Origin of the sequence: Tenacibaculum sp. MAR_2009_124, from assembly GCF_900105455.1 — a bacterium.
GTDB lineage: Bacteria > Bacteroidota > Bacteroidia > Flavobacteriales > Flavobacteriaceae > Polaribacter.
This window is the reverse complement of record NZ_FNSF01000005.1, coordinates 991558-1016580: the sequence shown is the minus strand read 5'-3', so window position 1 is coordinate 1016580 and position 25023 is coordinate 991558. Positions and strand designations below refer to the sequence as shown.

General features: G+C 30.5%; 21 protein-coding genes. 2 read left to right on the top strand and 19 right to left on the bottom strand.

Going from position 1 to position 25023, the window contains the following annotated elements; translation table 11 throughout:
* The first annotated feature begins 3 nt into the window (after positions 1–3).
* Complete coding sequence (locus tag BLW23_RS15275) at positions 4–789, top strand: hypothetical protein (protein ID WP_143032195.1); 786 nt, start codon at positions 4–6, stop codon at positions 787–789.
* 64 nt (positions 790–853) lie between these two features.
* On the opposite strand, the gene BLW23_RS15270 is transcribed toward BLW23_RS15275, so the two are convergent.
* From BLW23_RS15270 to rnpA, 12 genes are all read right to left on the bottom strand, one after another.
* On the bottom strand, positions 854–1606 hold the full coding sequence (locus BLW23_RS15270) for a glycosyltransferase (protein WP_093671348.1): 753 nt from the start codon (positions 1604–1606) through the stop codon (positions 854–856).
* Complete coding sequence (locus tag BLW23_RS15265; RefSeq protein WP_093671846.1) at positions 1607–2965, bottom strand: exopolysaccharide biosynthesis polyprenyl glycosylphosphotransferase; 1359 nt, start codon at positions 2963–2965, stop codon at positions 1607–1609. It lies immediately after the preceding gene.
* Positions 2946–4070: a glycosyltransferase gene (locus BLW23_RS15260; protein WP_093671346.1), complete on the bottom strand. Its 1125-nt coding sequence runs from the start codon at positions 4068–4070 to the stop codon at positions 2946–2948. The genes BLW23_RS15265 and BLW23_RS15260 overlap by 20 nt, the downstream gene beginning before the upstream one ends.
* Entirely contained in the window at positions 4048–5205 is a 1158-nt protein-coding gene (locus BLW23_RS15255) for an O-antigen ligase family protein (RefSeq protein ID WP_176829845.1), read from the bottom strand. The genes BLW23_RS15260 and BLW23_RS15255 overlap by 23 nt, the downstream gene beginning before the upstream one ends.
* A 79-nt stretch (positions 5206–5284) precedes the next feature.
* The gene (locus BLW23_RS15250; protein ID WP_093671342.1) at positions 5285–6382 is read right to left on the bottom strand and encodes a glycosyltransferase family 4 protein; all 1098 of its coding nucleotides are present in this window, start codon (positions 6380–6382) and stop codon (positions 5285–5287) included.
* The gene (locus tag BLW23_RS15245; RefSeq protein WP_093671340.1) at positions 6357–7610 is read right to left on the bottom strand and encodes an O-antigen ligase family protein; all 1254 of its coding nucleotides are present in this window, start codon (positions 7608–7610) and stop codon (positions 6357–6359) included. Before BLW23_RS15245 ends, BLW23_RS15250 begins: the two co-directional genes overlap by 26 nt.
* A gap of 5 nt (positions 7611–7615) precedes the next feature.
* Positions 7616–8917 carry an oligosaccharide flippase family protein gene (locus BLW23_RS15240; protein ID WP_093671338.1) on the bottom strand — a complete coding sequence of 434 codons (1302 nt, stop codon included), beginning with the start codon at positions 8915–8917 and terminating at the stop codon, positions 7616–7618.
* Between the two features lie 6 nt (positions 8918–8923).
* Positions 8924–9460, bottom strand: a complete 537-nt coding sequence (gene rfbC, locus BLW23_RS15235; protein ID WP_093671336.1) for a dTDP-4-dehydrorhamnose 3,5-epimerase — start codon at positions 9458–9460, stop codon at positions 8924–8926.
* Positions 9461–9462: 2 nt separating this feature from the next.
* Positions 9463–10503: a hypothetical protein gene (locus BLW23_RS15230; RefSeq protein WP_093671334.1), complete on the bottom strand. Its 1041-nt coding sequence runs from the start codon at positions 10501–10503 to the stop codon at positions 9463–9465.
* A gap of 3 nt (positions 10504–10506) precedes the next feature.
* A complete protein-coding gene (locus BLW23_RS15225) occupies positions 10507–12189 on the bottom strand; it encodes a DUF6909 family protein (protein WP_093671332.1) in 1683 nt (560 codons plus the stop codon).
* Positions 12190–12222: 33 nt separating this feature from the next.
* Complete coding sequence (locus tag BLW23_RS15220) at positions 12223–13848, bottom strand: S41 family peptidase (protein ID WP_176829844.1); 1626 nt, start codon at positions 13846–13848, stop codon at positions 12223–12225.
* On the bottom strand, positions 13838–14221 hold the full coding sequence (gene rnpA / locus BLW23_RS15215; protein ID WP_093671328.1) for a ribonuclease P protein component: 384 nt from the start codon (positions 14219–14221) through the stop codon (positions 13838–13840). The genes BLW23_RS15220 and rnpA overlap by 11 nt, the downstream gene beginning before the upstream one ends.
* A gap of 137 nt (positions 14222–14358) precedes the next feature.
* On the opposite strand from rnpA, the gene BLW23_RS15210 reads away from it, so the two are divergent.
* A complete protein-coding gene (locus BLW23_RS15210; protein WP_093671326.1) occupies positions 14359–15537 on the top strand; it encodes an acyl-CoA dehydrogenase family protein in 1179 nt (392 codons plus the stop codon).
* 116 nt (positions 15538–15653) lie between these two features.
* Here the strand turns inward: BLW23_RS15210 and BLW23_RS23720 are convergent, their stop codons facing one another.
* From BLW23_RS23720 to BLW23_RS15185, 7 genes are all read right to left on the bottom strand, one after another.
* Complete coding sequence (locus BLW23_RS23720; protein ID WP_255362809.1) at positions 15654–15788, bottom strand: hypothetical protein; 135 nt, start codon at positions 15786–15788, stop codon at positions 15654–15656.
* A gap of 57 nt (positions 15789–15845) precedes the next feature.
* The gene (locus BLW23_RS15205) at positions 15846–16391 is read right to left on the bottom strand and encodes a pyridoxamine 5'-phosphate oxidase family protein (RefSeq protein ID WP_093671324.1); all 546 of its coding nucleotides are present in this window, start codon (positions 16389–16391) and stop codon (positions 15846–15848) included.
* 104 nt (positions 16392–16495) lie between these two features.
* Positions 16496–17980 (bottom strand): glycerol kinase GlpK, encoded by a 1485-nt coding sequence (gene glpK, locus BLW23_RS15200; protein WP_093671322.1) that lies wholly within the window; start codon positions 17978–17980, stop codon positions 16496–16498.
* A gap of 1970 nt (positions 17981–19950) precedes the next feature.
* Positions 19951–20628 carry a response regulator transcription factor gene (locus BLW23_RS15195; RefSeq protein WP_093671320.1) on the bottom strand — a complete coding sequence of 226 codons (678 nt, stop codon included), beginning with the start codon at positions 20626–20628 and terminating at the stop codon, positions 19951–19953.
* Positions 20621–22444 carry a tetratricopeptide repeat-containing sensor histidine kinase gene (locus tag BLW23_RS15190; RefSeq protein ID WP_093671318.1) on the bottom strand — a complete coding sequence of 608 codons (1824 nt, stop codon included), beginning with the start codon at positions 22442–22444 and terminating at the stop codon, positions 20621–20623. Before BLW23_RS15190 ends, BLW23_RS15195 begins: the two co-directional genes overlap by 8 nt.
* A 99-nt stretch (positions 22445–22543) precedes the next feature.
* Positions 22544–22669, bottom strand: coding sequence for a hypothetical protein (locus BLW23_RS23715; RefSeq protein ID WP_255362808.1), 126 nt, complete (start codon positions 22667–22669; stop codon positions 22544–22546).
* Between the two features lie 444 nt (positions 22670–23113).
* Positions 23114–24910 carry a sensor histidine kinase gene (locus BLW23_RS15185; protein ID WP_176829843.1) on the bottom strand — a complete coding sequence of 599 codons (1797 nt, stop codon included), beginning with the start codon at positions 24908–24910 and terminating at the stop codon, positions 23114–23116.
* Positions 24911–25023: the final 113 nt, after the last annotated feature.

Genomic DNA, 25023 nt, shown 5'->3' with positions numbered 1-25023 from the left:
AAAATGAAGAAATTTAAATATATTAAAGGTTTCATCATCATCCTTTCTGTTTTCTTAACAGGGGCATGTTCTGTCGATGATGATCTTCCAATAACACCAGATGCAACAACAAATATTACGGCTCAAACGGCTATTAACTCAGTTCGTATAGCAAATACGGAGGATAGCTACTCTGTAGTAGTAAATTTTTCAAATGCACTTTCTAGTTTAAGTAGATTAACGTATTCAGTAGGTTCTACTACCATGGAAATAGATTTAGTAAAAGGAACGACTCAAGTAGAACTTCCTGTTGATATGTCTGGAGCGAACATTCTTGTAAAGACCTTAACTATTGTTGATTTAAAAATTATAAACGCAAATATAGATAAGGTGTCTCCAAATATTTCTGAAGACCAAAAATCAACAACAATTATTAAAGGTATAGACGTTAATAACGATGTAACTTTTGTTTTTACTTGGAATGATAATAGTGATTTAGACTGTGATGTTAGAGATTCTGCTGCTACAGTTATTGATATTTCTCAAGGGTTTACTGGTACAGAAATGGTTACTTTACCTGAAACAGTTGCCGATGGTGAATATTATTTCACAATACGTCCTTGGACTATAAACAGCAATCCTTTAGAATGTTATGTAACTCTTATAAACGGAGAAAATGTAAGTTCTTATACAGGAAGTTTGGTTGATGCACTGCCTAGTTATGCAACCATTGCTAACTTTGTAAAAATCACAAAAACTACCGATACATCAGGAAGTGCTAGCTTCGCTTTCGAGCAGGTACTATTCTAAGATATATACAATTTTAATTGTATCTTTTTACAAAGGGTCATTCAGTATTTGAATGACCCTTTGTTTACTTTTTCCATTTCTTAAAATATTTGTAAGCAGAGGCTATATGGTAAAAAAGGAGTTTTATTCGTTTTGAAGATCCTTTTCTATGTAAATGCTTAATATGAACATCAGGAAAGTACAGGAGTTTTCTATTACTTTTTCTTATTTCTCTACACAAATCGGCATCCTCTAAATATAGAAAATAGCGACTGTCAAACCCGCCTAGAGCAACAAAATCTTTTGTTTTAAACAACATAAAACAACCATGAATAAATTCAGGTGTAAATGATTTATTTAGATCTATATCTCTATATTCTCTTTCCTTTACGTAATCTTTGTTAATCCCCAACCTTCTAGATATCATTTCTTTTACCGTAGGATTCTTGCGACAAGTAAACTGTAAACTTCCATCGCTATTCAAAACTTTTGGGGATATCATTGTTATTTTGTCGTCATTTTCCAAACTAGAAATCAACTTTTGAAAAATGACTCCATCGAACTCAACATCAGGATTTAAAACTAAATGATAATCCGATTTTCCTTCTATATGCCCTAGTATTTGGTTATGCGCTCTTCCAAAACCTACATTTCGTTTATTTTTGATATATTCTATTTCTTCAGTATTCGTTATGGTGAAATCTTGGTTCGAAGAATTATCAATTAAAAACATTTTCTTCGCAAAGGGAATACTCAAAAAACAATCAATCATTTTCTTTAGAACGTTTATATCTTCATTGAAAATAACCACACAGCACGTCAATCTAACTCCATCCATTTAATACGCTTTTTCGTCTCCCTTAAAAATGTTAAAAATAGTTTTTATAATTATTTTTAAATCTAATGCTAATGACCAGTTTTCGATGTAAAAAATATCGAGTCTGACCCTATTTTTTATATCTGCTTTTTTTCTAATTTCTCCACGATATCCACTTACTTGAGCCAATCCTGTTATGCCTGGTTTGACATTATGCCTTTCTATATAATTATCAACATCTTTTTGGTATTCTTGAGCCAATCTTTCCAAGTGAGGGCGCGGACCTACAACACTCATTGAACCATACAATACATTAAAAAATTGTGGAAACTCATCTAAACTAGTTCTTCTTAAAAAGGCTCCTACTTTTGTAACTCTAGTATCATTTTTTCTAGTATGCACCTTATCAGCTGCATCATTTAAATACATTGATCGAAATTTATAACAAACAAACTCCCCTCCATGCAGGCCTTCTCTTATTTGTTTGAATATCGCCGGACCTCTTGATTCTAATTTTATTAAAACAAATAACAAAGGATACAACCAAGATAGTACGAATATGCAAACAACTATTGAAAAAGCAATATCGAATATTCTTTTAATAGCTTTACTTTCCATTAATTCGAAAGGCATTTTCTTTACCTTAAGAATCCTAAGAGAGTCGCCATAATATTCTGTTACCCTATTTTTATTTGACAATTCATTTGCATTAGGAATTAGCTTAACCACTCTGTTATTCTTCGATGCAAATTGTGTTATTTTTTTAATAGTAGTTTCATTTAATTCTGAAAGAGAACAGTAAATTTCGTCAATACCATTTTTAACAATGTAGTCAAAACTATTTTCAATTTTACCCAAAAAACTAGTATCTTGAACTGTTTTTCTATCTGAAAATAGGCCAAAATAAATATATCCTAATTCCTTTTCATTTTTAAAAAGTTCTATTATTTTTTTTGTCGAATTATCACTTCCTAACACAATTACTTTTCTATAATTTTTACCAGAAGTTCTATATTTTCTTAATAAATAAACACCTAAAAATTTAAAGAAGATTATCAATGAACTTACTAAGAAAAGATACTTAGCTTGATTATTTACTACAACACCCTCTCGAAAAATAGAGAAATATGCAAAGTATCCAAGGGAAAAAATCAACAACTGCGTTAATAAAAGACCTATAATTTTGTAAACGGAAGTATATCTATAAATTTTGTAAAACCTTGTGAATATTGATGAAACTATCCAAAAAACACTTATATATATTAGAAAGTTTATATTAATATATTCATTGTCCTTCAGAAAAAATGATATAAGATTTAACACCAATAAATCTAACAGAAGAAAGAGGGCCCTTATGTATTTAGAATATCTTTTTTTCACCAAAAAAATGTTTAATTTTTTCCTCAATAAACTCTTTAATTTCCCTTTCGAACCTCTGCCTACTGAAACGCAATGCATTCTCTCTTATTGCCTGTGGAGAAAATTTAATTTCTTCAAAATTCTTTATCGCATTTATTATATCTAATTCACTTTGTTTATTGAAAAACAATCCTGTTTTATTTTCAATTATGGTTTCCAAAAGCCCTCCTTTCTTATAAGCAATTACAGGTGTTCCGCAGCTTTGAGCCTCAACAGGAAGGATTCCAAAATCTTCGTCAGCTGCAAATACTAGAGCTTTCGCTTTTTGTAATAGTATTACCATTTTCTCTTCAGATACTTTCCCTTCAAATTTAATATTCTGTTTAGCTATTTTCTGAAGTTTTTTCTTATCTGGCCCCTCTCCTATTACAATCAACTTTTTATTTGGTAACTTGTTAAATGCTTGAACAATCAATTCAATTTTCTTGTAAGAAACTAACCTCGAAGCGGCAACAAAATAATCACTCTTATCAACACATAACTGAAAAGTATCGGTATCAACAGGTGGATAAATAACAGTAGCTTCTCGATTGTATATTTTTTTTATCCTTTGTGCAATATAATTCGAATTCGCTATGAAAAAATCTACCCTATTAGAACTTACAACATCCCATTGTCGTATTTTATAAAGAACATATTTTGCATACCATCCTTTAACTCCTCTCATAAGAGACTTACTCTTTAAATAATCAAAATATAAATTCCAAGCGTATCGCATTGGTGAATGACAATAACATATGTGTAATTGATTTTGATTTGTTAACACTCCCTTCGCAACAGCTGAAGAAGATGATATGATAACATCATACTCAGACAAATCAAACCCCTCAATTGCCAAGGGGAATAACTGCAGGAATTTTCTATGATTCTTTTTTGCAGTAGGTAGTTTTTGGATGAAGCTCGTATTACTCATGGCTCCTTTCAAAATGTCTTTTCGATCCTTATCAGTAAGGGTGTCTATAAGTGTGTAGTAATCGAAATCAGTCCAAACATTGGTTAAAGACTGTACTACCTTTTCACCACCTGCATTTGTATAAAACCAATCATGTACTAAAGCTTTTTTCATTTAAACAACTCGAAATTAAAACACTATTAAACAACGCATAAAATACAACTCCATCATGTCTGCTCAAAATGTTTTCGGTTAAAAAGCAAGATAAAACAACTAAAAAAAAGTATAAATATAACCTATTTTCTCTCGCTATTTTAAAAAGATAAATTAGGCTCCCTAAAAAGAAAATCAAACCTAAAACACCATTACTGGCCAAGACTAATAAGTATTGATTATGAGTATTAAATGTAAAAATATCATATACATTACTATTAATTTCGCTTTGATAACATTTTTGAAGTTCATCCTGAACATCACCAATTCCAATCCCAAATAAGAAGTTCTGTTTTATAACTAAAAATGAACAATAATAAATACCATTTCTTATTTGTGTATTGGTAATTCTACCTTGCTTAATGTGATAATCTCCTTCTGGAAGTTCTAAATTATATTCGGTTAATTCTCCAATTCTTTCATAAAGATTCGATTTAGCTTTAACTAAAATCAAAATAAATAATCCAATTATAACAATAGTAATTAGATATACTAATTTCTTCTTCCTTAGAAGATATAACAAATGAATAAGTATTAATGAAACACTAATTATAAAAGGCATTCTTGCTCCAAGAATCGTTTGATAATAAATGAGATAAACTGCGATAAATAAAAACAAAATTGTTTTCTTAAAATTTCTCCGCTTTATTTCATTTATTACAATAAATGTTATCATCAAAATGGCTATTGAAATCCATAAAGAGTAATAGGTTCCATGTACGCCTGTTAGCTCCTCAAAAATTTGTCGGTACTCCCAATTCGTTAATTCTTTATTATTTGAGGAATAAATTCGAATCTCGTTAAAAACAGTATTAAAGAAAATAGCCAATAAATAGACTAATGAAAATGTTCTTACATTAACCTTTCCATACATTTTGCCTAGTCCAATTATACTTACTGGAAGAAGGATTAAAGGAAGGGTTCTTACTATAAATTCTATAGCTTTACTAATATTTTCACTATAGACTGTACTTACTAAAAATAATATTGGTAGTGTTGCTAACGTCGTTAAAATAATAATATCTTGTTTCGAAAATAATCCTTTCTGCCTATTCTTTAATATTGATGTTAAAAAAGCAACAAATAAAATTGCCATTAGAACACTGTGCACTCCTCTTGGAAGAAGAGGAAAAAGAGCCAAAATATAGACTAAAAAACTCCACTTATTTAGTACTTTATTTAACATTATTCGATACTCTATTAAAAATTACTTTGTGTGCCTCCGCTACTTTTTCCCAAGAAAACGCTAAACACCTATTTCTTCCTCTTTTTATATATTTCGTTCTCACTTCATCATTGAAAAGTAGTAATTTTATTTTCTGAGCTAAGTCTTCAGAAGAAAACGGATTAAAATAACAGACAGCATTACCTCCAACCTCAGGAATACTCGATGAATCTGACGCAATCACTGGAACATTCGATATCATCGCTTCTAAAACTGGAAGTCCAAAGCCTTCATAGTAGGAAGGGAATACAAATAAACTGGCCTTACCATATATGTGAGGAAGTTGATTGTCTTCTATATAACCTGTAAAAACTACATTCTCACTTAAATTGTTTTTCTTTACAAAATATAGTGATTCATTATCAGAAGTAATAAAACCTTTTTCCTTCCCAACTATCAAAATCTTAAAATTCTTTTTTATATAGTTCTCCAAACTATTATAGGCTTTTAAAAGTGTAATCAGGTTTTTATGCGGCTTAAGATTACCTACAAATAGAATATATTTATCAGGCAATTTCAGCCTTGATTGAACACTTTTATTAAAATCTGAACTAACCGCATTATGAATCACATTAATTTTTTTGTCGTTCATTTTTAAATAACGTTTTATTTCTTTTTTTGAAAAGTTTGAAACTGTTATTATTTCTTCACTCCTTTTAATGCTATTTTTATATAAGATCTTAGCCAAAAGATATTTAACAAAACCAAAGTCATTTCTATTCGCAAGATGATTGACATCATGAATAGTCGAAATCATTTTCTTTGGTTTATATAAAAAAAATGGACTATTGAAGTGTGGATTCCAAAAAACATCAGATCTTGGCAATTTAACTACATATTTAACTTGTTCAGAAATAGAATAAATCGATGATCTGAATTTAATTATTTTACATTTTCCAGCCCATTCATAATGCTCTAAATCAATTGGATTTCCTAATAAGATAATATCATATTCATCAACAAGAAATGGCAATATCGACTTCAAATAAACCCCTACCCCAGAGCTATTTATCATTCTAACATCAACCGACAAGGTAAGCTTCTTCATTGTTTTTCTGTGAATTCGATAAGGCTATTAATATTCCAAATAATATCCAAGGATACAAGAAATATATTTGAACTCCAAAAACAAAAAGATATAAAAAACCGAATAAGAAATATATATTTTCTTTTGATGACCTTTTAAGTTTCTTGTAGAATTTCCCCATAATAAATAGAAAAAACAGCAATGTAAACACACCTCCATCAACAAGTATTTGAATAATACCTCCAAAACCATGTGCATCTGTTTTTCCTTTCGGGCTATGAGGAATAAAATCGAGATACTCAGGATTATTTCTGATGATAGGATAGTTTCCAAGTCCAATCCCAAAAAAAGGGTTATCAGTAACCATTTCGGGAAAAATAAACAAACCAGCCACTCTACCCATTACTAGATTAATATCCGTAGGTCTCTCTTTCATTTCTCTCTGAACGTTTTCGATTAAATCAATATACTGATAAGATATTTTTACAAAAATAAAAGAACTTAGAATTCCTCCAAAAATCACAAAAAATAAACTCAGCTCTCTAATCTTTTTATAGATTATATTAAAATAAAATGTAATATACCAAAACAATATAAACATTGTTCCAGCTTTAGAACGAGCTATAAAAACTATTGTGACAATTAAAACGGCTCGATAAAAATTATTTGATCGATGTTTATAAAAAAATGTTAAGCAAAAAATAAAACTCAACATCAACCCATATGGACCTCCTTCAACATACCAGCCTCGAAGCCTTGGTGTTCTTTCATAAACAAAATATGTTTTTTCTATATAACCAAATACAAAAGAAAAATAAAAAACTAAATGATACATTGCTAAAATCACGCTTAGCTTCACTATAAGTTTTAAAATAAACTTAATTTCCTTTTCGGTTTTCTTTTTAAGAAAGTTATTAGTTAGGGCAGCTAAATTAACGCAAGCTATTAATTCTAAAAATCGACCTATGCTTATCCAATAGGGAGTTTTTAACACAGACACTTCATCTAGTAAAAAGAAACCTCTAAATGGGTTAAAAGCTAGCGAAATCAACAACCAGAAACTTATAAACAATAGTAATGAAAGAATCCATTTATTTATTTTATTTCTATAAATAAAAGGAGTAAATAAAAGTAATAATATTTCGGCAATCTTAACAACACTTACTTTTAACTCTGTAAACTGTGAACAGAAAACAATAAATAAGACAAATAAAACACTTTTTAATTCTACTTTTAATATCCCAATCATACTTTTTATTTTAGAAAAGGAATATGAATCGCCCTAATTCTCAGGTTTTTACGAACCACAAACAAAGATATAATATTTGTCAAAACTATTGAAATTCCAGTTGATAATGCAGCTCCTAACATTCCAAAATTAGGAATCATTATGAAGTTTAAAATAATATTTAATACCGCAGTAAAAAAAGTGATTTTACCAAATATTTTCTCATTCCCTGTCATATTTAAAAGTATATCAACAAAACCAGATATTGTATATAAAAATTGAAACCCGCACAACAAAGTCAATACTAAGTACTCTTTCTGAAATTCAACTCCAAAAAACGACAATATTTCTTTACTGAAAACTACTGTTAACAGTGAAATAGGTAATGTTATGTAAAATATAATTTTAGACGATTTCGATATCAATTCGTTCAACTCTATATTTTTTCTTGATGAAAATAAAGTAGATATTTGCGGTGATAAAATAACCCCAAACACAATCAAAAAAATAGTATTTACAGACGCTATTTGAGTAATAATTCTATAAACTCCTACTTTTTCACTAGTTTCAAAAAAACCTAAAATTAAGATATCCGAAGAAAATATGAAGTAAATCATCGATGCACTCATCATCATTGGGATACTCTTATTCAAAATTTCTTTTGAAGAAATTTCACTTTTTCTTATAGAGTATTTTATTGGAAGAACTTTTATTAAACTAATAATCGCTGCTAACAAAATACTGCTTAAAAAACCATAAATAACAACATTTTCATCAGTATAATTTAATGAAAAAGAAACGACAACGATAATACTTAAAAAAATAAAGTTGTTTAAAAAAGAACTTAGAAAAGAAAATGCTAGTACGCGTTTTTGTCCTTTCAATAAATTACTATTATAATTTAAAATAGTTATCGCTAAAAACAATATTGGAAAAACGAAAAAATAATTTCCAAGTTCATTATCTCCAAAAACAAAAGTTGCCAACTCCTTCCGAAATCCAAATATAATGAGAGAAATAACTGTAGTCGCAACTAAAATCAGGAAATAGGATTTTTTAACAAAGTTAGTTTTGTAAACATTATTAGAAAAATGAATTTCATCAGAAACCATTTTTATCGCTAAAGTGTTAGTTCCTAAAGTAGATAAAATGATTAAAATCATTAGCAATGATTTTATTATTGAATACCTACCATAAACTTCGGGACCAAAGTACTTTGCTATAAGGATTGCTAAAGCATAAACTATAACAAGGTTTAGCGCATAAAACACGAAATTTAGTCCAGCTCCTTTTATTACGCCAACAATTTTCTTATCAAAAAAACTCATTATAATTTAACTTAAAAAACTAGGCAACACCTTATCTTTCTCAGATAGTTCAATTTCTTCTTCTTCTAACATCCAATTAATATTCAAAAAACTATCATTATAAATAACTCCTCCTTCCGATTCCTTATTATAATAATTATCGCATTTATAAGCGAAAATAGTATTGTCTTCCAAAACGGAATACCCATGCGCAAATCCTCTGGGAACAAATAATTGCTTTTTATTTTCTGCTGAAAGTACTACAGAATAATATTCCCCATAAGTAGAAGACTTTTCTCTAAGGTCAACTGCAACATCTAAAACACTTCCTTGAATGACTCTTACCAACTTCGCCTGTGCATGTTCTCCTTTTTGAAAATGTAACCCACATAACACTCCTTTTTGCGAAAAAGCTTCATTATCTTGAACAAAATTGACTTTTAAACCAGCATATTCTTTGATCTTTCGAAGATTAAAATTTTCAAGAAAACATCCTCGATTGTCTTTAAAAACTTTAGGTTCTATTATAAAACAATCCTTCAGATCTATCGAAATAATTTTCATACTTATACTTTCTTACGACTATAATTTTCTAAGTACTTATTCAGTTTAATCAACAACAAATAAAGTATTATTAAAGAAAGGGAAAGGAGCGCAAATTGAACCGACTTATTCTCAGAAACTCCCTGAATTTTATGCCCTATTGTTTGGAAATTAGAAATAACATTAATTATTTCTGACTTTTCCGTTTTTTCTTCGCTAACATTTTTGAGTTCTTTATTAATTTTTAAAGCTGTTGAAAATAATTCCAACTCTTTATCGCCTTTTTGAGTATTACCTAAATCTATATTCGTTCCTTGATTTGAAACTCGTGCCTCCTCTAAAAGTACTTTTTTATAAATATCATGAAGTGAATCAGCCTGTGCTAAATTTTTTCTCAGAAGAGCATCTGTTCTATTCAAATTTTCATTAGTAAGCTCTTTTAACCGATTAAAATATTTGTTCTTTACAACAGAAGAAATAATTACTTCATCTAATTTCGAAAATATATCATCTTTAGATGACTGTACTTCAATACTATGAACTTTATAATTAAATTTTGTGAACGTTCTTTTAAATTCAGAGAAGGAATAGCTTTTTACCGTAGCCGTATCTATCTCGAGTACTAACTCATCGTATGTTGTAATAACATCATTACCATTAACAATAGGCGCTACTTTAAACTTTTTTAGAGTTTTGGCTTCATCAGAATCGATTCCAAATGTTTTAGCCAAAAGTTTAATATTGTTTTGCTTTACCAAGTTATTATAAAACTCAATATTACTATATAACTGTCTTGCACTATTAAAATTTGTTTGTACTAGAAGGTTAGAACTATATCTATCTTCTTCATTTAGCTCAACAATCAAGCCAATAATAGCTCCAAGAACAAATGCTATTCCTAGCTTTTTGAAATTCTTTTTAAAGAATAACAAAATCTCGATGAAAAAATAAAAAACGCCGGTAAAAACTCTTCCTATAAAATTGAAAAACTTAGAGAAGCCTCTACCTATAATTAAAAATAACGAACCTAAATCTACTTCTTCCTCGTTTTTATGATTGCTCATATTTTAAAATATTTGTTCAAGAATCTTTTGAGTTATGGCATATGTTGGAGTAACACCGCTCATTCCCAAACCTCCAGATGCCAATGTCGCTCCCGTTTCTAATGGATTGTCCGAAGCATAATAAGCATACCTTACTTTAACATTTTCAGAGATGTTTCCCCTAATTTTTGATGCAGATTGAATTGCTTTTTGATAATGCGCTCCTTCCATTTCTAAACCTATCACATCCCAAGTTGAATCATGGAAAAACTTCAATAGATCTTTATTTTGTAAGGAAGTTCCCAATACAGTAACCATTGCTCCATCAAATACTTCAACTCCAAAACCTTCTAAATCACTTTTTGATAATTCATTTTTAAATGGATAATTATCGGCAGTTCCTTCAAAAATATGTGAAGATGGAATCATGATATCACCTTTTCCTCCTTCTAAAATTCCAGCTTTACCCATTATAGAAACCGATTCAACATTTAAATGAATTTCTGAATTATTCACTTTGTAAGGCTTCAATAGCTCATCCATCGTTTCGTAGGCTTGCTCACCAAAAGCATAATCCATTACAATAATAACTGGCTTTTTATCAACTGAATTCACTTTACTGAAATCTGTTGCGCTTACATCTAATTTATCGGTATCAATAACTTGAACATTAATATTTGTTCCAGAGGTATCTTTTAAATAAATTAATCCATTTTCAGAAGCATAGTTTTTTACTTTTTTCTGTAAGCTTTCGCTATTCGAATTACTTAACAACTCAAATAATTCAAACGTGTCATTTTCTTTTGCTTCTTTCGGAAGTGCGTTTTTGGAATAAATAGTATTCATAACACTATGCATATTAGCACTTATGATATGAATTGGTCTCTCTATTAAATTATTATCTAATAGAGTTCTCTTGATATTATTAGCCCAAATTTCACCATAAAAATGACGCCCAATTTCGTCTATTAAAACGGAACTGAACTTTACTGAACGCTTTTTATCATGAACAACTTCATTAATAGCTAATTTACCCAACCAATACATTAAATGTAAAAAGCGATTTGGGTTTTCATCATTTCCAAAAGCGTTATAACTATCATAAACCTCATCATAAGTTCTTCCTAGTATACTCGCCAAATGCACAATCATTACATCTCTTTCTTTATCAGAAAGCGATTTGTTGTAAATTACTGTTTCCTCTAAATGTGTCCATTCTCGTATAAATTTTTCGCCAGAGATACCAATCATTACTCTGTCTTTAATTTTATGAGATTCAACGAATAAGAAAGTTAAATGTGTTAATATATCATAAATCTCAGATCGTCCTCTTGTTATTTCAATATTCATTTGATCTTTATCGATTCGATAACAGTTTCTTCTCCTTTTCGGAGGAATAATCACCTCAAAATTAGAGTTTCTATAACCTTCATCCGCAGTTAAGTTAATAAACTGGCATTCTTCGATTCCTTCTGGCAATCGCTCAATTACATAAGTTAACCCGTTAAGCTCTGTTTTTTTCTCGGCAATAGAACCATATATTTCTGGTCTTAAAGCTAAGAGCGATTTCCTTAATGTTTCTCCTGAAATACCCATTGGTTTATAAAATCCACGACTAAAAAGGTGTCTCATAGAAATATACAAACGTTCAATTGCACTAGTAGATTCCTGAGCCCTGGTTCTTTCTTTCTGGTTAGGTTTTGACATACGCTTAATCAAATATTAGGTTATACAATTGTTTTATTTTTTAAGAATTGAATTGTACTTATTAGTGTTTTTAAGTAAATCTACAGCCTGCTTAATTACCTCATCATTTTGTAATTGATGTCTGTACATTCCTTCTCTGTAAAAAGAGTTTTTCATAATCTCTTTTTCCAGTCTATCCATAAGTACGTCTTTATTCTTACTAATTTCTTTAACTTTTTCTTGCTTTAATTTTAATTGAAGATTTTCATATTCATTTTTTATTTTTTTATGGTCTTTAATTGTCTTGTACGCTTTTTTAAATAAACGTTCTTCTCGAGTAACAAACGCCGTATCTTTTGATAATAGGAAGTTTCTAAACTCATTAAACCCTAACTCATCAAATTGATAGTTCAAAGAATCAATTGAACTTAGTTTGCCTATATATTCATTAGCAAAACTAAATACAGCTCTAGACTTTAAAAGCGTTTTTGTTGTTTCATTTTTATCTGTAGTCTTCGATTTTACATCAGGTGTTACGCCTCCTCCATCATACACTGTTCTTCCATTTTTAGTTTTAAAGGAAGAAACTTCTCCTTCAGAAAACTTAGGTACCTTTCCTGTTTTCAGATCTCTATTTGCATAATCTAATTCCTGAATACAACGCCCGCTAGGTGTATAGTATTTTGAAATGGTGATTTTAGCTTGAGTTCCATAAGTCAACTCATAATATCGCTGAACTAACCCTTTTCCAAATGAGCGCTTTCCTAAAACAACAGCTCTATCATAATCTTGTAAAGCTCCAGATACAATTTCAGAAGCAGATGCCGAACGATCATCAATTAGCACTACTACTGGCATTTCAGTATCTAATGGGTCTCTACTTGTTTTATAAACTCGACTATTTTTTCTGATTTTCCCTCTGGTATCAACAACTCTTTCTCCTTTTGGTATGAACAAATTTGTAATGTTTATAGCATCAAAAAGAGATCCTCCAGGATTACTTCTTAGATCAAAAACCAACTTAGTCATTCCACGTTCCTTTAAAGAATCAATCGCTTTTTTAACCTCTTCTGTTGCCTTTCTACTAATAAAACGAGTTAAAACAACATAACCAGTTTCTTCATCAATCATATCAAAAAATGGCACTGGATTTACGACAACTTTATCTAGTTTTATTTTAATATCCTTGGTTTCATTGTTACTCACAACTTTTATTGAAACTTCTTTCCCTGGACTTCCTTTAAGCATTTGAGATAGCTGCTCATTCTCCATACTTAATAGAGATTGACCATCAACTTCAACAATAACATCTCCTGGTTTTAGACCTGCCTTATCCGCAGGAAACCCCTTATAAATTTCAGAAAGGATAATTCCTTTTTTCGTATAATAGGTCATTACTCCTATTCCTCCATATTCTCCTTCTCTTCTTATTCTAGCATCCTCTACGTCTTGCTCGTTATAAAAGTTTGTATAAGGATCTAAGTTTCTAAGGGTGTTTTTTATAGCTTTATCAGTTAAATCTCCTGGATTAACCTCATCAATATAATTCATATTGATTTCCTTAAACAAATTATTATAAATTTCAATTTGCTTAGCTATTTCAAAGAATCGTGACTGAAACGAAAAAAATACTCCAATGATGGTAATTAAACCCCAAATAACAAACTTTTTATTTTTCATCTTTATTAATTTCAGTTATAAAATTCGACAATAGTTTTTTCATTCTCAACTCAATATCAGCATATTTCCACTCATCTTTTGCAAGATAAGAAATCATAAACACAAATGGTTTGTTGGCTTCTGAATAAACTGTGTGCTTTTCTTTACGATACGTCTCTCTTAATAGTCTTTTTATTCTATTTCTGTCAACGGCTCTTTTAAAGTTACGCTTGGGAACAGAAACTCCCACTTGAGCAGGATAATTTGAAGTATGTTCGGTTTGTAAATAAACCATTCGCAGAGGAAAAACTTTAATCGATTTTCCCTCTTCATATAATTTTCCTATTAATTTTCTACTTTTTAATCGCTCCTCTCTTCCTAAAGTAAATCTCATAATGTACAAACATACGTAAACCAGCTAGGAATAACCATTTTTTTAAGTATTTTTGAAAGAATCAATATTTTAACATATTTGTCTATTTTGTTAAAATATTTCAAGATTAGTGGATTTATTAACTTAAAAACAAACTTATGAAACCTGATTTATTTCAAGCTCCTGACTACTACGGTGTCGATGATTTACTTTCTGAAGAGCATAAATTAGTACGTGATACTACGCGTGAATGGGTAAAGAAAAACCTTTCCCCGATTATCGAAGATTATGCACAACAATCAAAATTTCCGGAAGTTCTCGTAAATGGTCTTGCTGAAGTAGGTGCTTTTGGTCCATATATTCCTGAAGAATATGGAGGCGCTGGTTTAGATCAAATTTCATATGGTTTGATTATGCAAGAACTGGAAAGAGGCGACAGTGGTATCCGATCAACTGCTTCTGTTCAGTCGTCATTAGTAATGTGGCCTATTTTTAATTATGGGAATGAAGCGCAAAAGAAAAAGTATTTACCTAAACTTGCCAGTGGTGAATGGATTGGTTGTTTTGGTTTAACCGAGCCTAATCATGGGTCAAATCCAGGAGGCATGGAAACTAAGTTTAAAGACATGGGCGATCATTATTTACTGAATGGTGCTAAAATGTGGATTTCCAATTCTCCTATTGCCAATATCGCAGTTATTTGGGCAAAAAATGAAGAAGGAAGAATTCATGGACTGATCGTTGAAAGAGGAATGGAAGGTTTTTCAACACCCGAAACTCATAACAAATGGTCGTTAAGAGCTTCAATTACTGGAGAGTTAATTTTTGATAATGTAAAGGTTCCGAAAGAGAATTTACTGGAAGGAAAAACTGGACTTGGAGCTCCTTTGAAGTGTTTGGATTCGGCTAGATATGGAATCTCTTGGGGAGCATTAGGTGCTGCTATGGATTGTTATGACACAGCCTTACGCTATGCCAAAGAAAGAACTCAATTTGGAAAACCTATTGGGCAATACCAATTACAACAAAAGAAGTTAGCTGAAATGATTACTGAAATTACAAAAGCACAACTTTTAACTTGGAGACTTGGTGTTTTAAAAAATGAAGGAAAAGCTACCTCTGCTCAAATTTCTATGGCGAAAAGAAATAATGTTGAAATGGCATTAAAAATAGCTAGAGAAGCAAGGCAAATTTTAGGAGCTATGGGTATTACAGGAGATTATTCTATTATGAGACACTCAATGAATCTTGAAAGTGTAGTTACTTATGAAGGAACTCACGATATACATTTATTAATCACTGGATTAGACATTACTGGATTAAGTGCGTTCAAATAACATTATTTACAATTTGAAAGTACTGTAATAAAATAGAAGAAGTGTTCTAAAAGAAAAACAACCCGGTTTTTAGAACACTTCTTACAATCAACTATTAAAAATCACTAAATCAATAGCTACTTCTTCTTTTTTCCAGTATTCATTAAAATTAGAAGAGTCGCTACTAACCCTAAACTAACAATACCAAATACAATCATCATAATAGCTCCATTGGTCCATGAAACTAATGGAATATTTACTAATTGCGTCATATCGTATATCTTTAAGACAAAATTAGTTACAATAAATAGTTTAAAATATGACTTTTATCAGTCTTTATAAAGTTTTGTTTTCAGTCCATCAATACTTACCTGGTTTCTTTCATCCCAATACGTATTAATTCCACTTTCGCCTTTATTTTCGGCCCATTCATTCAATTGATTTCTTTCTCCTTGGTATTCGTAATATGGAAGAGACATACCACATGAGGTTTGAACTGTTTCTATTTCTACTATGAATATTTGGCGGGTACCTGGTAGTTCTGGAAAAAGAGAAATATACTGATTCCACTCTTTATTTTCTGGCAACACTTCAATTGCTGAACCATATATCCTCAAAATATTTGGAGCTCCATTAAACGCACAAAACATAATGGTAATTCTTCCATTTTCTAAAAGATGTGCCGATGTTTCGTTTCCGCTTCCTGTAACACTTAACCAAGCAACTTTTTTATCATCAAGAATTTTAAACGTATCCATTCCTTTAGGAGAAAGGTTTATTCTTCCTTCTTTGGGTGCAGTAGCCACAAAAAACATTTTTTGTTCTTCAATAAATTGTTTCACTCTTTTATTTATTGAATCGTAAAATTTAGCCATTTATTTAGGTTTTATTACGAGGTAAGCTTCACGGAATAAACTCCTTTATTTACCTCAAAAATTATAGTTATTAATCTATTATATCTCTTACCTACTAAGAGCATTTATTCAAGCCAATCTTTTGTTCTTTCAACGGCTTTCAACCATTTTTTATACAGTCTATTTCTTTTTTCTTCGGAGATATCAGGATAAAACTCCGAACTCAGTTTTCTATTGTTTTCAATATCTTCAAGGTTCCATATTCCAACACAAATTCCTGCTAAATAAGCCGCTCCCATTACCGTAGTTTCAATAACTTCTGGTCTTTCAACTACTACATTTAATAAATCCGCCTGAAATTGCATTAATGTATTGTTAGCACAAGCTCCCCCATCAACTTTTAAGGAAGTTAGTTGAGTTTTGCTGTCTTTCTGCATCACTAAAAGAACATCTTTTACTCGATATGCCAACGAGTCTAATGTTGCTTTTATCAAATGCTCTTTTCCTGTATCTCTAGTTAAACCAAAAACAGCTCCTCTGGCATTCATATCCCAATAAGGAGCACCTAACCCCGCAAATGCAGGAACAACATAAACTGGATTTTCTCCTTCTATTTTATTCGAATATGCTTCACTTTCAGAAGCAGTTTTTATTAGTTCTAAGCCATCTCTTAACCATTGTATGGCCGATCCAGCAACAAACACACTTCCCTCCAAAGCATAGTAAATTTTATCATTAATACCCCATGCTATTGTAGTTAACAATCCATTATCAGAATACTCCAAGTCTTCCCCTGTATTTAGTAGCATAAAGCAGCCTGTTCCATAGGTGTTTTTACCATCACCTTTTGCAAAACAAGCTTGTCCGAAAAGAGCCGCTTGTTGATCTCCAGCAATACCAGCAATTGGAAGTTTAACACCATTATAGTCATAATTTCCATAAAGAAATGACGATGGCTTTACTTCTGGCAACATACTTTCTGGAATATTAAGTTCTTTTAAAAGTTTATCATCCCAATTTAAGTTTCTAATGTCGTATAACATTGTTCTTGAAGCGTTGCTGTAGTCAGTAGCATGAACTTTGCCTTCAGTAAGGTTCCACAATAACCAAGTATCTATTGTCCCAAACAATAAATTACCTTTTTCGGCTTCCTCTTGTGCTCCTTCAACATTATTTAAAATCCAATGAATTTTTGTTGCAGAAAAATAGCTATCAATTACTAAGCCTGTTGTTTTTTTAATATGTTCAGTCAAACCCTCTTGTTTCAGTTTAACACATACCTCCGCAGTTCTTTTATCTTGCCAAACAATTGCATTATAAATAGGTTTCCCTGTATGTTTATTCCAAACAACAGTCGTTTCTCGTTGATTCGTAATACCAATTCCAGCTACTTGAGTAATGTCTATATCACTTTGATCAATAACCTGTTTAAAAGTGGCTAGCTGAGTTTCTAAAATTTCCATTGCATCATGTTCCACCCATCCCGACTCAGGAAAAATTTGAGTAAACTCCTTTTGACTCATTCCAATTATTCCACCTGTGTTGTCAATTATTACTGTTCTTGAGCTTGTAGTTCCTTGGTCTAGGGCAATGATATACTTTTTTTCCACCTGAATAAGTTTAAGTTAAATCGTGTTTTCATTTCTAAAAAGTGATGATTACAATATTCATTCATCATTATTATTTATAATATCTTATTAAACAATATGATTAGTTTGATTCACCTTTAGCAATTTACAATTTATATCAAAATAAAAAACCTTTCAGGAAATCTTTCCTGAAAGGTACTTTAAATGATTAATTTGGTTAGTTAAGTTTTCTTAATGTCTTAAAGCATAACTTGCTCCTTTTCCAAACTCAGCTAATGCTGCTAATAAGTTGCCAAATGCTTCACTTGCTTTTTTTACTAATAATTTCCTCACAGTAATAAAATTTAAATTTCCCTTGAATTTTTGTGTTTAAATAAACAACACTACAAATATATAACTGATAATCAGCCAACAAAAGGGGAAAACCGCTGTATATTTTGTGTTTTTCCGCTATTTGTGACTTTTCTCAAAAAAACTGCCTCTAAAGATGGTGCTTTTACTTTATTTACCTCAAAAGAAGAAAACCAAAAGAAACTTAAATATTGATTTACAAACATTTAACAAGTAAAAATATTATTACTGTTTTTTTAGAAGTATATTCAAACAGTATTTTAAATTGTCTTGACAAGACGAAAAATAGGAGCACAAAAAAACCTTCTAGTTTGAATCCCCAGAAGGTTTGTTTTCCCCTTAAATTATCCGCTCACTTTTGATGAGTGATACGGCAAAGATACAATAGTAATAACTCTTACTAAAGGGGTTTTCCGCATGATAAATTGTAAATTTCCGCAGACAGATTATGTCTTTATAATTGTATACAAGTGAACTTATATGATTTATACTTCGCTATCATTTCATAAAAACAACTCCAAATAACATTCTTATATAGATTGATTGTTCTTAGCTATAAATGAACTAACCTGATTCAAGCATAAGGAGTATTTATCGGAATGATCATTTTTGTTTTCGAAGTAAGATTTTGGTAATTAAACCCTTGGCCATCTCCCTCCCATTAAATTAAAAGCACAAAAAAACCTTCTAGTTTGAATCCCCAGAAGGTTTGTTTTCCCCTTAAATTATCCGCTCACTTTTGATGAGTGATACGGCAAAGATATACTAGTAATAACTCTTACTAAAGGGGTTTTCCGTCGTTTTTTATGTGTTTTTCCGTAAAAAAATTATTAGCGTTTTTTCCTAAACACATAAATTGAGGGCATAAAAAAAATCTTATTGATTGTTCTCAGCTAGAATTAAATTATAAGCACAAAAAAACCTTCTAGTTTGAATCCCCAGAAGGTTTGTTTTCCCCTTAAATTATCCGCTCACTTTTGATGAGTGATACGCCAAAGATATACTAGTAATAACTCTTACTAAAGGGGTTTTCCGTCGTTTTTTATGTGTTTTTCCGCAGACAGATTATATCTTGATAATTGTATACAAGTGAAGTTATATGATTTATACTTCGTTATCATTTCATAAAAACAACTCCAAACAACATTCTTATATAGATTGATAATTCTTAGCTATAAATGAACTACCTCGATGCAAGCATACGAGGTATCTGTCGGAATCATCATTTTTGTTTTCGAAGCAAGCCTTGGGAAATTAAACCTTTGGTCTATCGCCCTGCCATTAAATTAAAAGCACAAAAAAACCTTCTAGTTTGAATCCCCAGAAGGTTTGTTTTCCCCTTAAATTATCCGCTCACTTATGATGAGTGATACGGCGAAGATATACTAGTAATAACTCTTACAAAAGGGGTTTTCCGCATGATAAATTGTAAATTTCCGCAACGGCCAAATTCACATATAGCAATTCTATAAAAAATAGAAAAACCTTTAAGATTATATAAATCCTAAAGGTTTTTTCAATTTCTCTTTTCTTTTCTCAGAATTTCTCCCTTTCAAGTGTAATTCTGATACAAAGATATTTTGTAATGAGGAGTTGGGAAAGGGGATTTCCGCAATATAAACTGCAAATTTCCGCGATTTTTAATCTAAAACCCCTAACTCCTTTGCTTTCAGCACTAAATCTGTATTATTATTAGCATTTAAATCGGTTCTTAACTTAGCCAATTTACTCTCTATAGCTCTTATTTTAACCAGAGATCCATCGGCTTTCGTAATTACACCTTCTAAATTTGATATTTTAGTATGGTTTGGTAATTCTTTTAAAATTTGAATAGCAATCTCATCCATTTGAATTTCGATCAATGCTCTTTTCATTAACTTTTCATGGATTTCATGCGTATAATACACTTGATCAGACATCATTTTTTGAATAGCGAAGTTCAATTCAGCTGTATTACACTGTCCTTTTAAAATATAAGCTAATGGTTTTAAATTACGAATTACATTGAATACTCTATTCGTTTCAGAGTGCCCTGTAATTACTCCTAATTTAATAGGAACTTCATCTCTTTGAAGGGCTTTAATTAAGTTTTCACCTCCATCAATGGTAACATTTTTGTTACCCATATCAAAACTCAAGTCGGTGAACAATATATGGAATGGATCAGTTGCCATGCTCGATTTTACCAAGCTGTAGGCCTCATCACAAGAATTTGCACTTGTTATTTCTAAACCATCGGTATCTTTTAAATAAGAAATAATTCCTTCTATAATCAACTGATGGTCATCAACAAATAGTATTTTTATTTTATCAGACATCTAAAGGTATTTGAATATCGGTTTTGGTTCCATTACCTACCGTACTCTCAATCGAAAAAGTTCCTTGTAACTCCTCAACTCGTTCCTGTAAATTATGCAAACCAATCCCTTTTTTTCTGATGGTAGTATCAAAACCGATACCATTATCAGTAATATTCAAAAGTACATTTTTTTTGTGTACTGAAAAAGTAACCACTACTTCTGATGCTTGAGCATGTTTTTTACTGTTTTGTATACTCTCTCGTATACATATATATAAAAGCCTTTTAACGGCGCTATTAAATGTTGACCAATCTTGATCGTTTAATCCACGAAATAGAATTCTAAAATTAGGCTCGAAGTAGTCACTTACTAAATTAATTAATTGATCTTTAAACCCTACTTTTTTAAAGCTAACACTACTTAACTGGTGTGAAAGATTTCTTACATTTTCCTTCACCGCGTCTAACTTTTGAGCTTCTTCAAGTAAATCAGATTTCTCTAATTTTTTATGGAGCAATCGCAGATCTCCAGCTACCTCATCATGCAGCGCTTTTGCAATTTGTTTCCGTTCTTGCTCACGTGCATGTGCTTTTTGCAACTGTGCCTGGTATAACAATTTTCTTCTTCTAAAAACAAAAACGGTTACCGTAAAGCCCATTCCCAAAAAAGCCGCTATCGCTGCTAACCAACCGATTAATTTTTGTTGTTTTTGCTTTATAATTTCTTCTTGCTTCTTTTCATTTTCAGTTTTTAAAACTTCATTCTCTTTTTCTTTCTTATCGGTTTCATAACGAATTTTAGCAAATTGATTTTTTAAACTTCTTTCTTTTTGAAGTAAGCTATCGTTTAATTGAATATACTCTTGAAAATATTTTTTCGATTGTTCACCAGAACTTAATTCAGATAGTTCTTCTAAAGATTCCAACCAACGTTTATTATTGTGAGATTTTTTCGCATATTTAAGAGCCTTGTTAGCATGCTGCTTCGCTAAAGAAAAATTGTTTTTTCTCTTATGAAATAAACAAATATTTATATGGGTTCGACCTAACTCTCTAAAATTATTTAAACTATCCCTAATTTTAAGAACCTCATTATATTGCTGAAGAACTCTTCCATCTTTATCTAATGAAAAATTACTATAAGCTAAATTTTCTAACAATAAAGCATAAATAAGAGGATGTTTTTCTTTTATTCTGTCAAACTCCAATCCTTTTTTGAAATAAGTTACTCCATTTTCATGCTCATTATTTCTTTGATACAGGGAACCTATATTATTTTGTAAAAACAGGTAACCTCTTTCCTGTCTTTTTTTATCCTTTATTTTTTCATTTATTTCAAGAGCCTTTTTGTAATAACCTAAAGATTCTTCTTTTTGATTTAACTCTTTAGAAACTACACCTAAATTAATATAAACACTTGTTAGATACTTATAAGATTTTATTGGTTCCAAATAACGTAATGCTTCTATCAAGCTAATCTCACCTCCCAAGTAATCTTTCACACCTCTTTGTAATATAGCTATACTTAACAATCTCATACCAACTGAAAGTGAATCATTTATACCCTTAGAAATATTTTTTGACTCTTGGTAGTAATAGTAAGTACTGTCGTTTTTATATAAAAGTTTAAACTTAAGTGCTTTAAAATGAAAATGTTTGGCCAAAAGAAGAGAATCTTTTGTTTTTTTATACTCTGAAAATGTTCGTTCAATTGAGTTATTAAGAATAATAGTATCCTTATTAAAATAGGCTTTTATTCCTTGTTGAATAAAGTCTTTTTCTTGACCATAAGCGAAATAAGAAGTAAGTAATAAGTAGAAATATAAAATTCGCATAAAATCAATTTAGATTTTCAAAAATAATTTTAAAAACATATAAAATTAAAAAACTCTTGAAATATTTTCAAGAGTTTTTTAATCATTCAAAGAGAATACCTAACCATCATCTCCTCCATCACTTCCATCTCCTCCACCTCCAGTGGTATCTCCTCCTTGAGTTGGTACATCATTACCTCCTCCTAATTTTATTGCTTCTAGTTTAAAAGTGTAACCGTTTTTCATTTTAAATGTTTTTAAGTATATTATTGTTTTACTAAAATTAAGGTTTTAACTTATAAATAAAAACATTTTAACGCTTTTTTCCTAGGTTTTCGAAGCATATCAAGGCTTTAATGACTTTTATGTCCTTATTTGTATTATAAAACACTCGTCTGTAAAGAAATAAGAAATCCCTTAGTATGATTAAATTATCGTTTTTAAAGTCTGTTTGTATCGTGAAATGCTAGTTTTATTGAGGTAATACCGATTCTTATTTAAAAATACTCAATCATTTCCTTTTAGTCATGCTAGAGTTTTAAATATAGATCGGCATTATACACTAAAATAATCAAGGAGTAAATTAACATCAGGAATCGTATAATCTTGTCTTAACTTTACAGATTACTTCAATCGTTACCAATCTTTTGAAATAATACGTTAGAAAACGTTCCTTGTTTGTTTGATTTCTCAATACCTCAGAGGCAATTTTATCTCTACATTTATCCCTTTTTCTGGTTTTGAAAATATAGAAGACTCTCCGTGAAGTTTTTCTACCCTCGATTTTATATTTTTAAGTCCAATTCCGTTTGCGTGATTGTTCATATTGAACCCCACTCCATTGTCTTTATACTTCAAATAAACATCATTTTTGCTTCTTTTGACACTCAATTTTACCTTCGTTGCCTTAGCGTGTTTTAGGGTGTTTTGAAGCAATTCTTGTATAATTCTCTGTAAATTGGTTTTATACTCTTTTTCCAAAGCATCCCAATTGATACCCGATACATCAAGTTCGTGCGTAAATTTTCCGATACTACTTTTCTCTTGAAACAATTGACTTAATAGCTCCACAAAATCTGTTTTGTTACTTGAACTCAATTGGTGTGAAACCTCTCTTATTTCTTGTTCTACATTCTGTAAATCTTTCAATAAATGATCATGTTTCTCCAAGTCTTCTTTTTCTCCTTTTATACTTAAAAACCCTAAACCTAAGCGTATTCCAAATAGTTTACTTAATACACCATCATGTAATTCTTGTGCTATTCTATCGCGCTCTTCATATTTGGTTCTTGCTTTTTCTAATTGATTTTTAAAGGCTATTTTTCTTCTTCTTGATAAAAACAGGATAGTCACTAAGATTAATGCGGACAAGCTAATAGCAGCTATTAACCAACCAAGTAACTTTTGTTCTTTTTGCTTCGCTATTTCTTCTTGCTTTTGAAGCTTTTCCCTTGCCAAATTATTCTCTGCTATAATTCGCTTATTGAACTCATCCTTATAATTGTAAATGGTAGTCGCAAATTCATTTCTCTCTTTTTGAATACTATCCAAAATATTAGACTTTTCAAGACTTAATTCTTTAGCTCTAGAATGAGGTTCTAAGGATAGAATTCTATCTATTGCTAATACCCTTGCACTAGTCAAATCGTACTTTAATGCCAATTTATACATTAACTGGGCATATTCTTGTGCTTTGTCTATTCCTCCTCTTTTTTGATGAAATTCAGATAAATAGAAATAATTCGAAGATAATCCGACAAAATCGTTAATTTCACTTTTGATCTTTTGCCCTTTTAAAAAGTCTGATTCTTTAACATTATCATTATTTAATAATCTAGAATAGGCATGGTTATCTAGCACCTTTGACTTTAATACTTGCGAAATACTGCCAAAATATTGACTATGCCTTATATTCTCATAAATAATATTGGCTTGATTATACTCTTTTAGATAAATCAAGTTATTAGCAATATTACTTTTGTAGCCAATAATTCTAACTGAGTCTGTAGCCAGGTCTAAAGCTTTATTATAACATACTACCGCTTCTCGAAAATCACCTTTATAATTTGCATTGTTCCCAAGAATATTATATAAAGAAACCGTTATTTTATATTTATTTTTTTTCGGCCCTAAAAATCTAAGGGCCTCTATCACCGTAGAATCACTCTTTGTAAAAAACTCCTTTCTTGTCTCTATTCTCGCCAGGCTAAACATCCTCTTGGCTATCTTTAAAGTATCTTGCAACTCTAAACTTAAATCTTTAGACTTAGAGATATATTTATAAGCACTATCTGGTTGGTTTATTTTATTAAAATAATACCCTAATGAGTAATATCTGTGTTCTAACATTACTCTATCTCCATCATAAGGTTCAAGAAGCTCTGTTCTTATCTTTTCAATCTTTTTCTCATAACTGTTTTTTTCTCGTTCCTGTCCATAAAGATTGGCAAATAAAATAACGGAAAAGAAAAGTAATACTATCTTCATATTTTTCATCCTTCGAAAATATTAAATCCTCCAAGCTATAAAAAATCTATTCACGGAATTCCTATGATAAACTTGAGCATTCCCTCAAATTGAGATGAATGAATGAATAAATT

Bases quoted from the DNA above. Each gene is read 5' to 3' on its own strand.
- BLW23_RS15225 (WP_093671332.1), bottom strand. From the start codon at position 12,189: ATGTCAAAACCTAACCAGAAAGAAAGAACCAGGGCTCAGGAATCTACT.
- BLW23_RS15230 (WP_093671334.1), bottom strand. From the start codon at position 10,503: ATGAGCAATCATAAAAACGAGGAAGAAGTAGATTTAGGTTCGTTATTT.
- BLW23_RS15220 (WP_176829844.1), bottom strand. From the start codon at position 13,848: ATGAAAAATAAAAAGTTTGTTATTTGGGGTTTAATTACCATCATTGGA.
- BLW23_RS15250 (WP_093671342.1), bottom strand. From the start codon at position 6,382: ATGAAGAAGCTTACCTTGTCGGTTGATGTTAGAATGATAAATAGCTCT.
- rnpA (WP_093671328.1), bottom strand. From the start codon at position 14,221: ATGAGATTTACTTTAGGAAGAGAGGAGCGATTAAAAAGTAGAAAATTA.
- BLW23_RS23715 (WP_255362808.1), bottom strand. From the start codon at position 22,669: ATGAAAAACGGTTACACTTTTAAACTAGAAGCAATAAAATTAGGAGGA.
- BLW23_RS15240 (WP_093671338.1), bottom strand. From the start codon at position 8,917: ATGAGTTTTTTTGATAAGAAAATTGTTGGCGTAATAAAAGGAGCTGGA.
- BLW23_RS15210 (WP_093671326.1), top strand. From the start codon at position 14,359: ATGAAACCTGATTTATTTCAAGCTCCTGACTACTACGGTGTCGATGAT.
- BLW23_RS23720 (WP_255362809.1), bottom strand. From the start codon at position 15,788: ATGACGCAATTAGTAAATATTCCATTAGTTTCATGGACCAATGGAGCT.
- BLW23_RS15255 (WP_176829845.1), bottom strand. From the start codon at position 5,205: ATGGCAATTTTATTTGTTGCTTTTTTAACATCAATATTAAAGAATAGG.
- BLW23_RS15195 (WP_093671320.1), bottom strand. From the start codon at position 20,628: ATGTCTGATAAAATAAAAATACTATTTGTTGATGACCATCAGTTGATT.
- rfbC (WP_093671336.1), bottom strand. From the start codon at position 9,460: ATGAAAATTATTTCGATAGATCTGAAGGATTGTTTTATAATAGAACCT.
- BLW23_RS15190 (WP_093671318.1), bottom strand. From the start codon at position 22,444: ATGCGAATTTTATATTTCTACTTATTACTTACTTCTTATTTCGCTTAT.
- BLW23_RS15245 (WP_093671340.1), bottom strand. From the start codon at position 7,610: ATGATTGGGATATTAAAAGTAGAATTAAAAAGTGTTTTATTTGTCTTA.
- BLW23_RS15185 (WP_176829843.1), bottom strand. From the start codon at position 24,910: ATGAAGATAGTATTACTTTTCTTTTCCGTTATTTTATTTGCCAATCTT.
- BLW23_RS15270 (WP_093671348.1), bottom strand. From the start codon at position 1,606: ATGGATGGAGTTAGATTGACGTGCTGTGTGGTTATTTTCAATGAAGAT.
- BLW23_RS15260 (WP_093671346.1), bottom strand. From the start codon at position 4,070: ATGAAAAAAGCTTTAGTACATGATTGGTTTTATACAAATGCAGGTGGT.
- BLW23_RS15275 (WP_143032195.1), top strand. From the start codon at position 4: ATGAAGAAATTTAAATATATTAAAGGTTTCATCATCATCCTTTCTGTT.
- BLW23_RS15205 (WP_093671324.1), bottom strand. From the start codon at position 16,391: ATGGCTAAATTTTACGATTCAATAAATAAAAGAGTGAAACAATTTATT.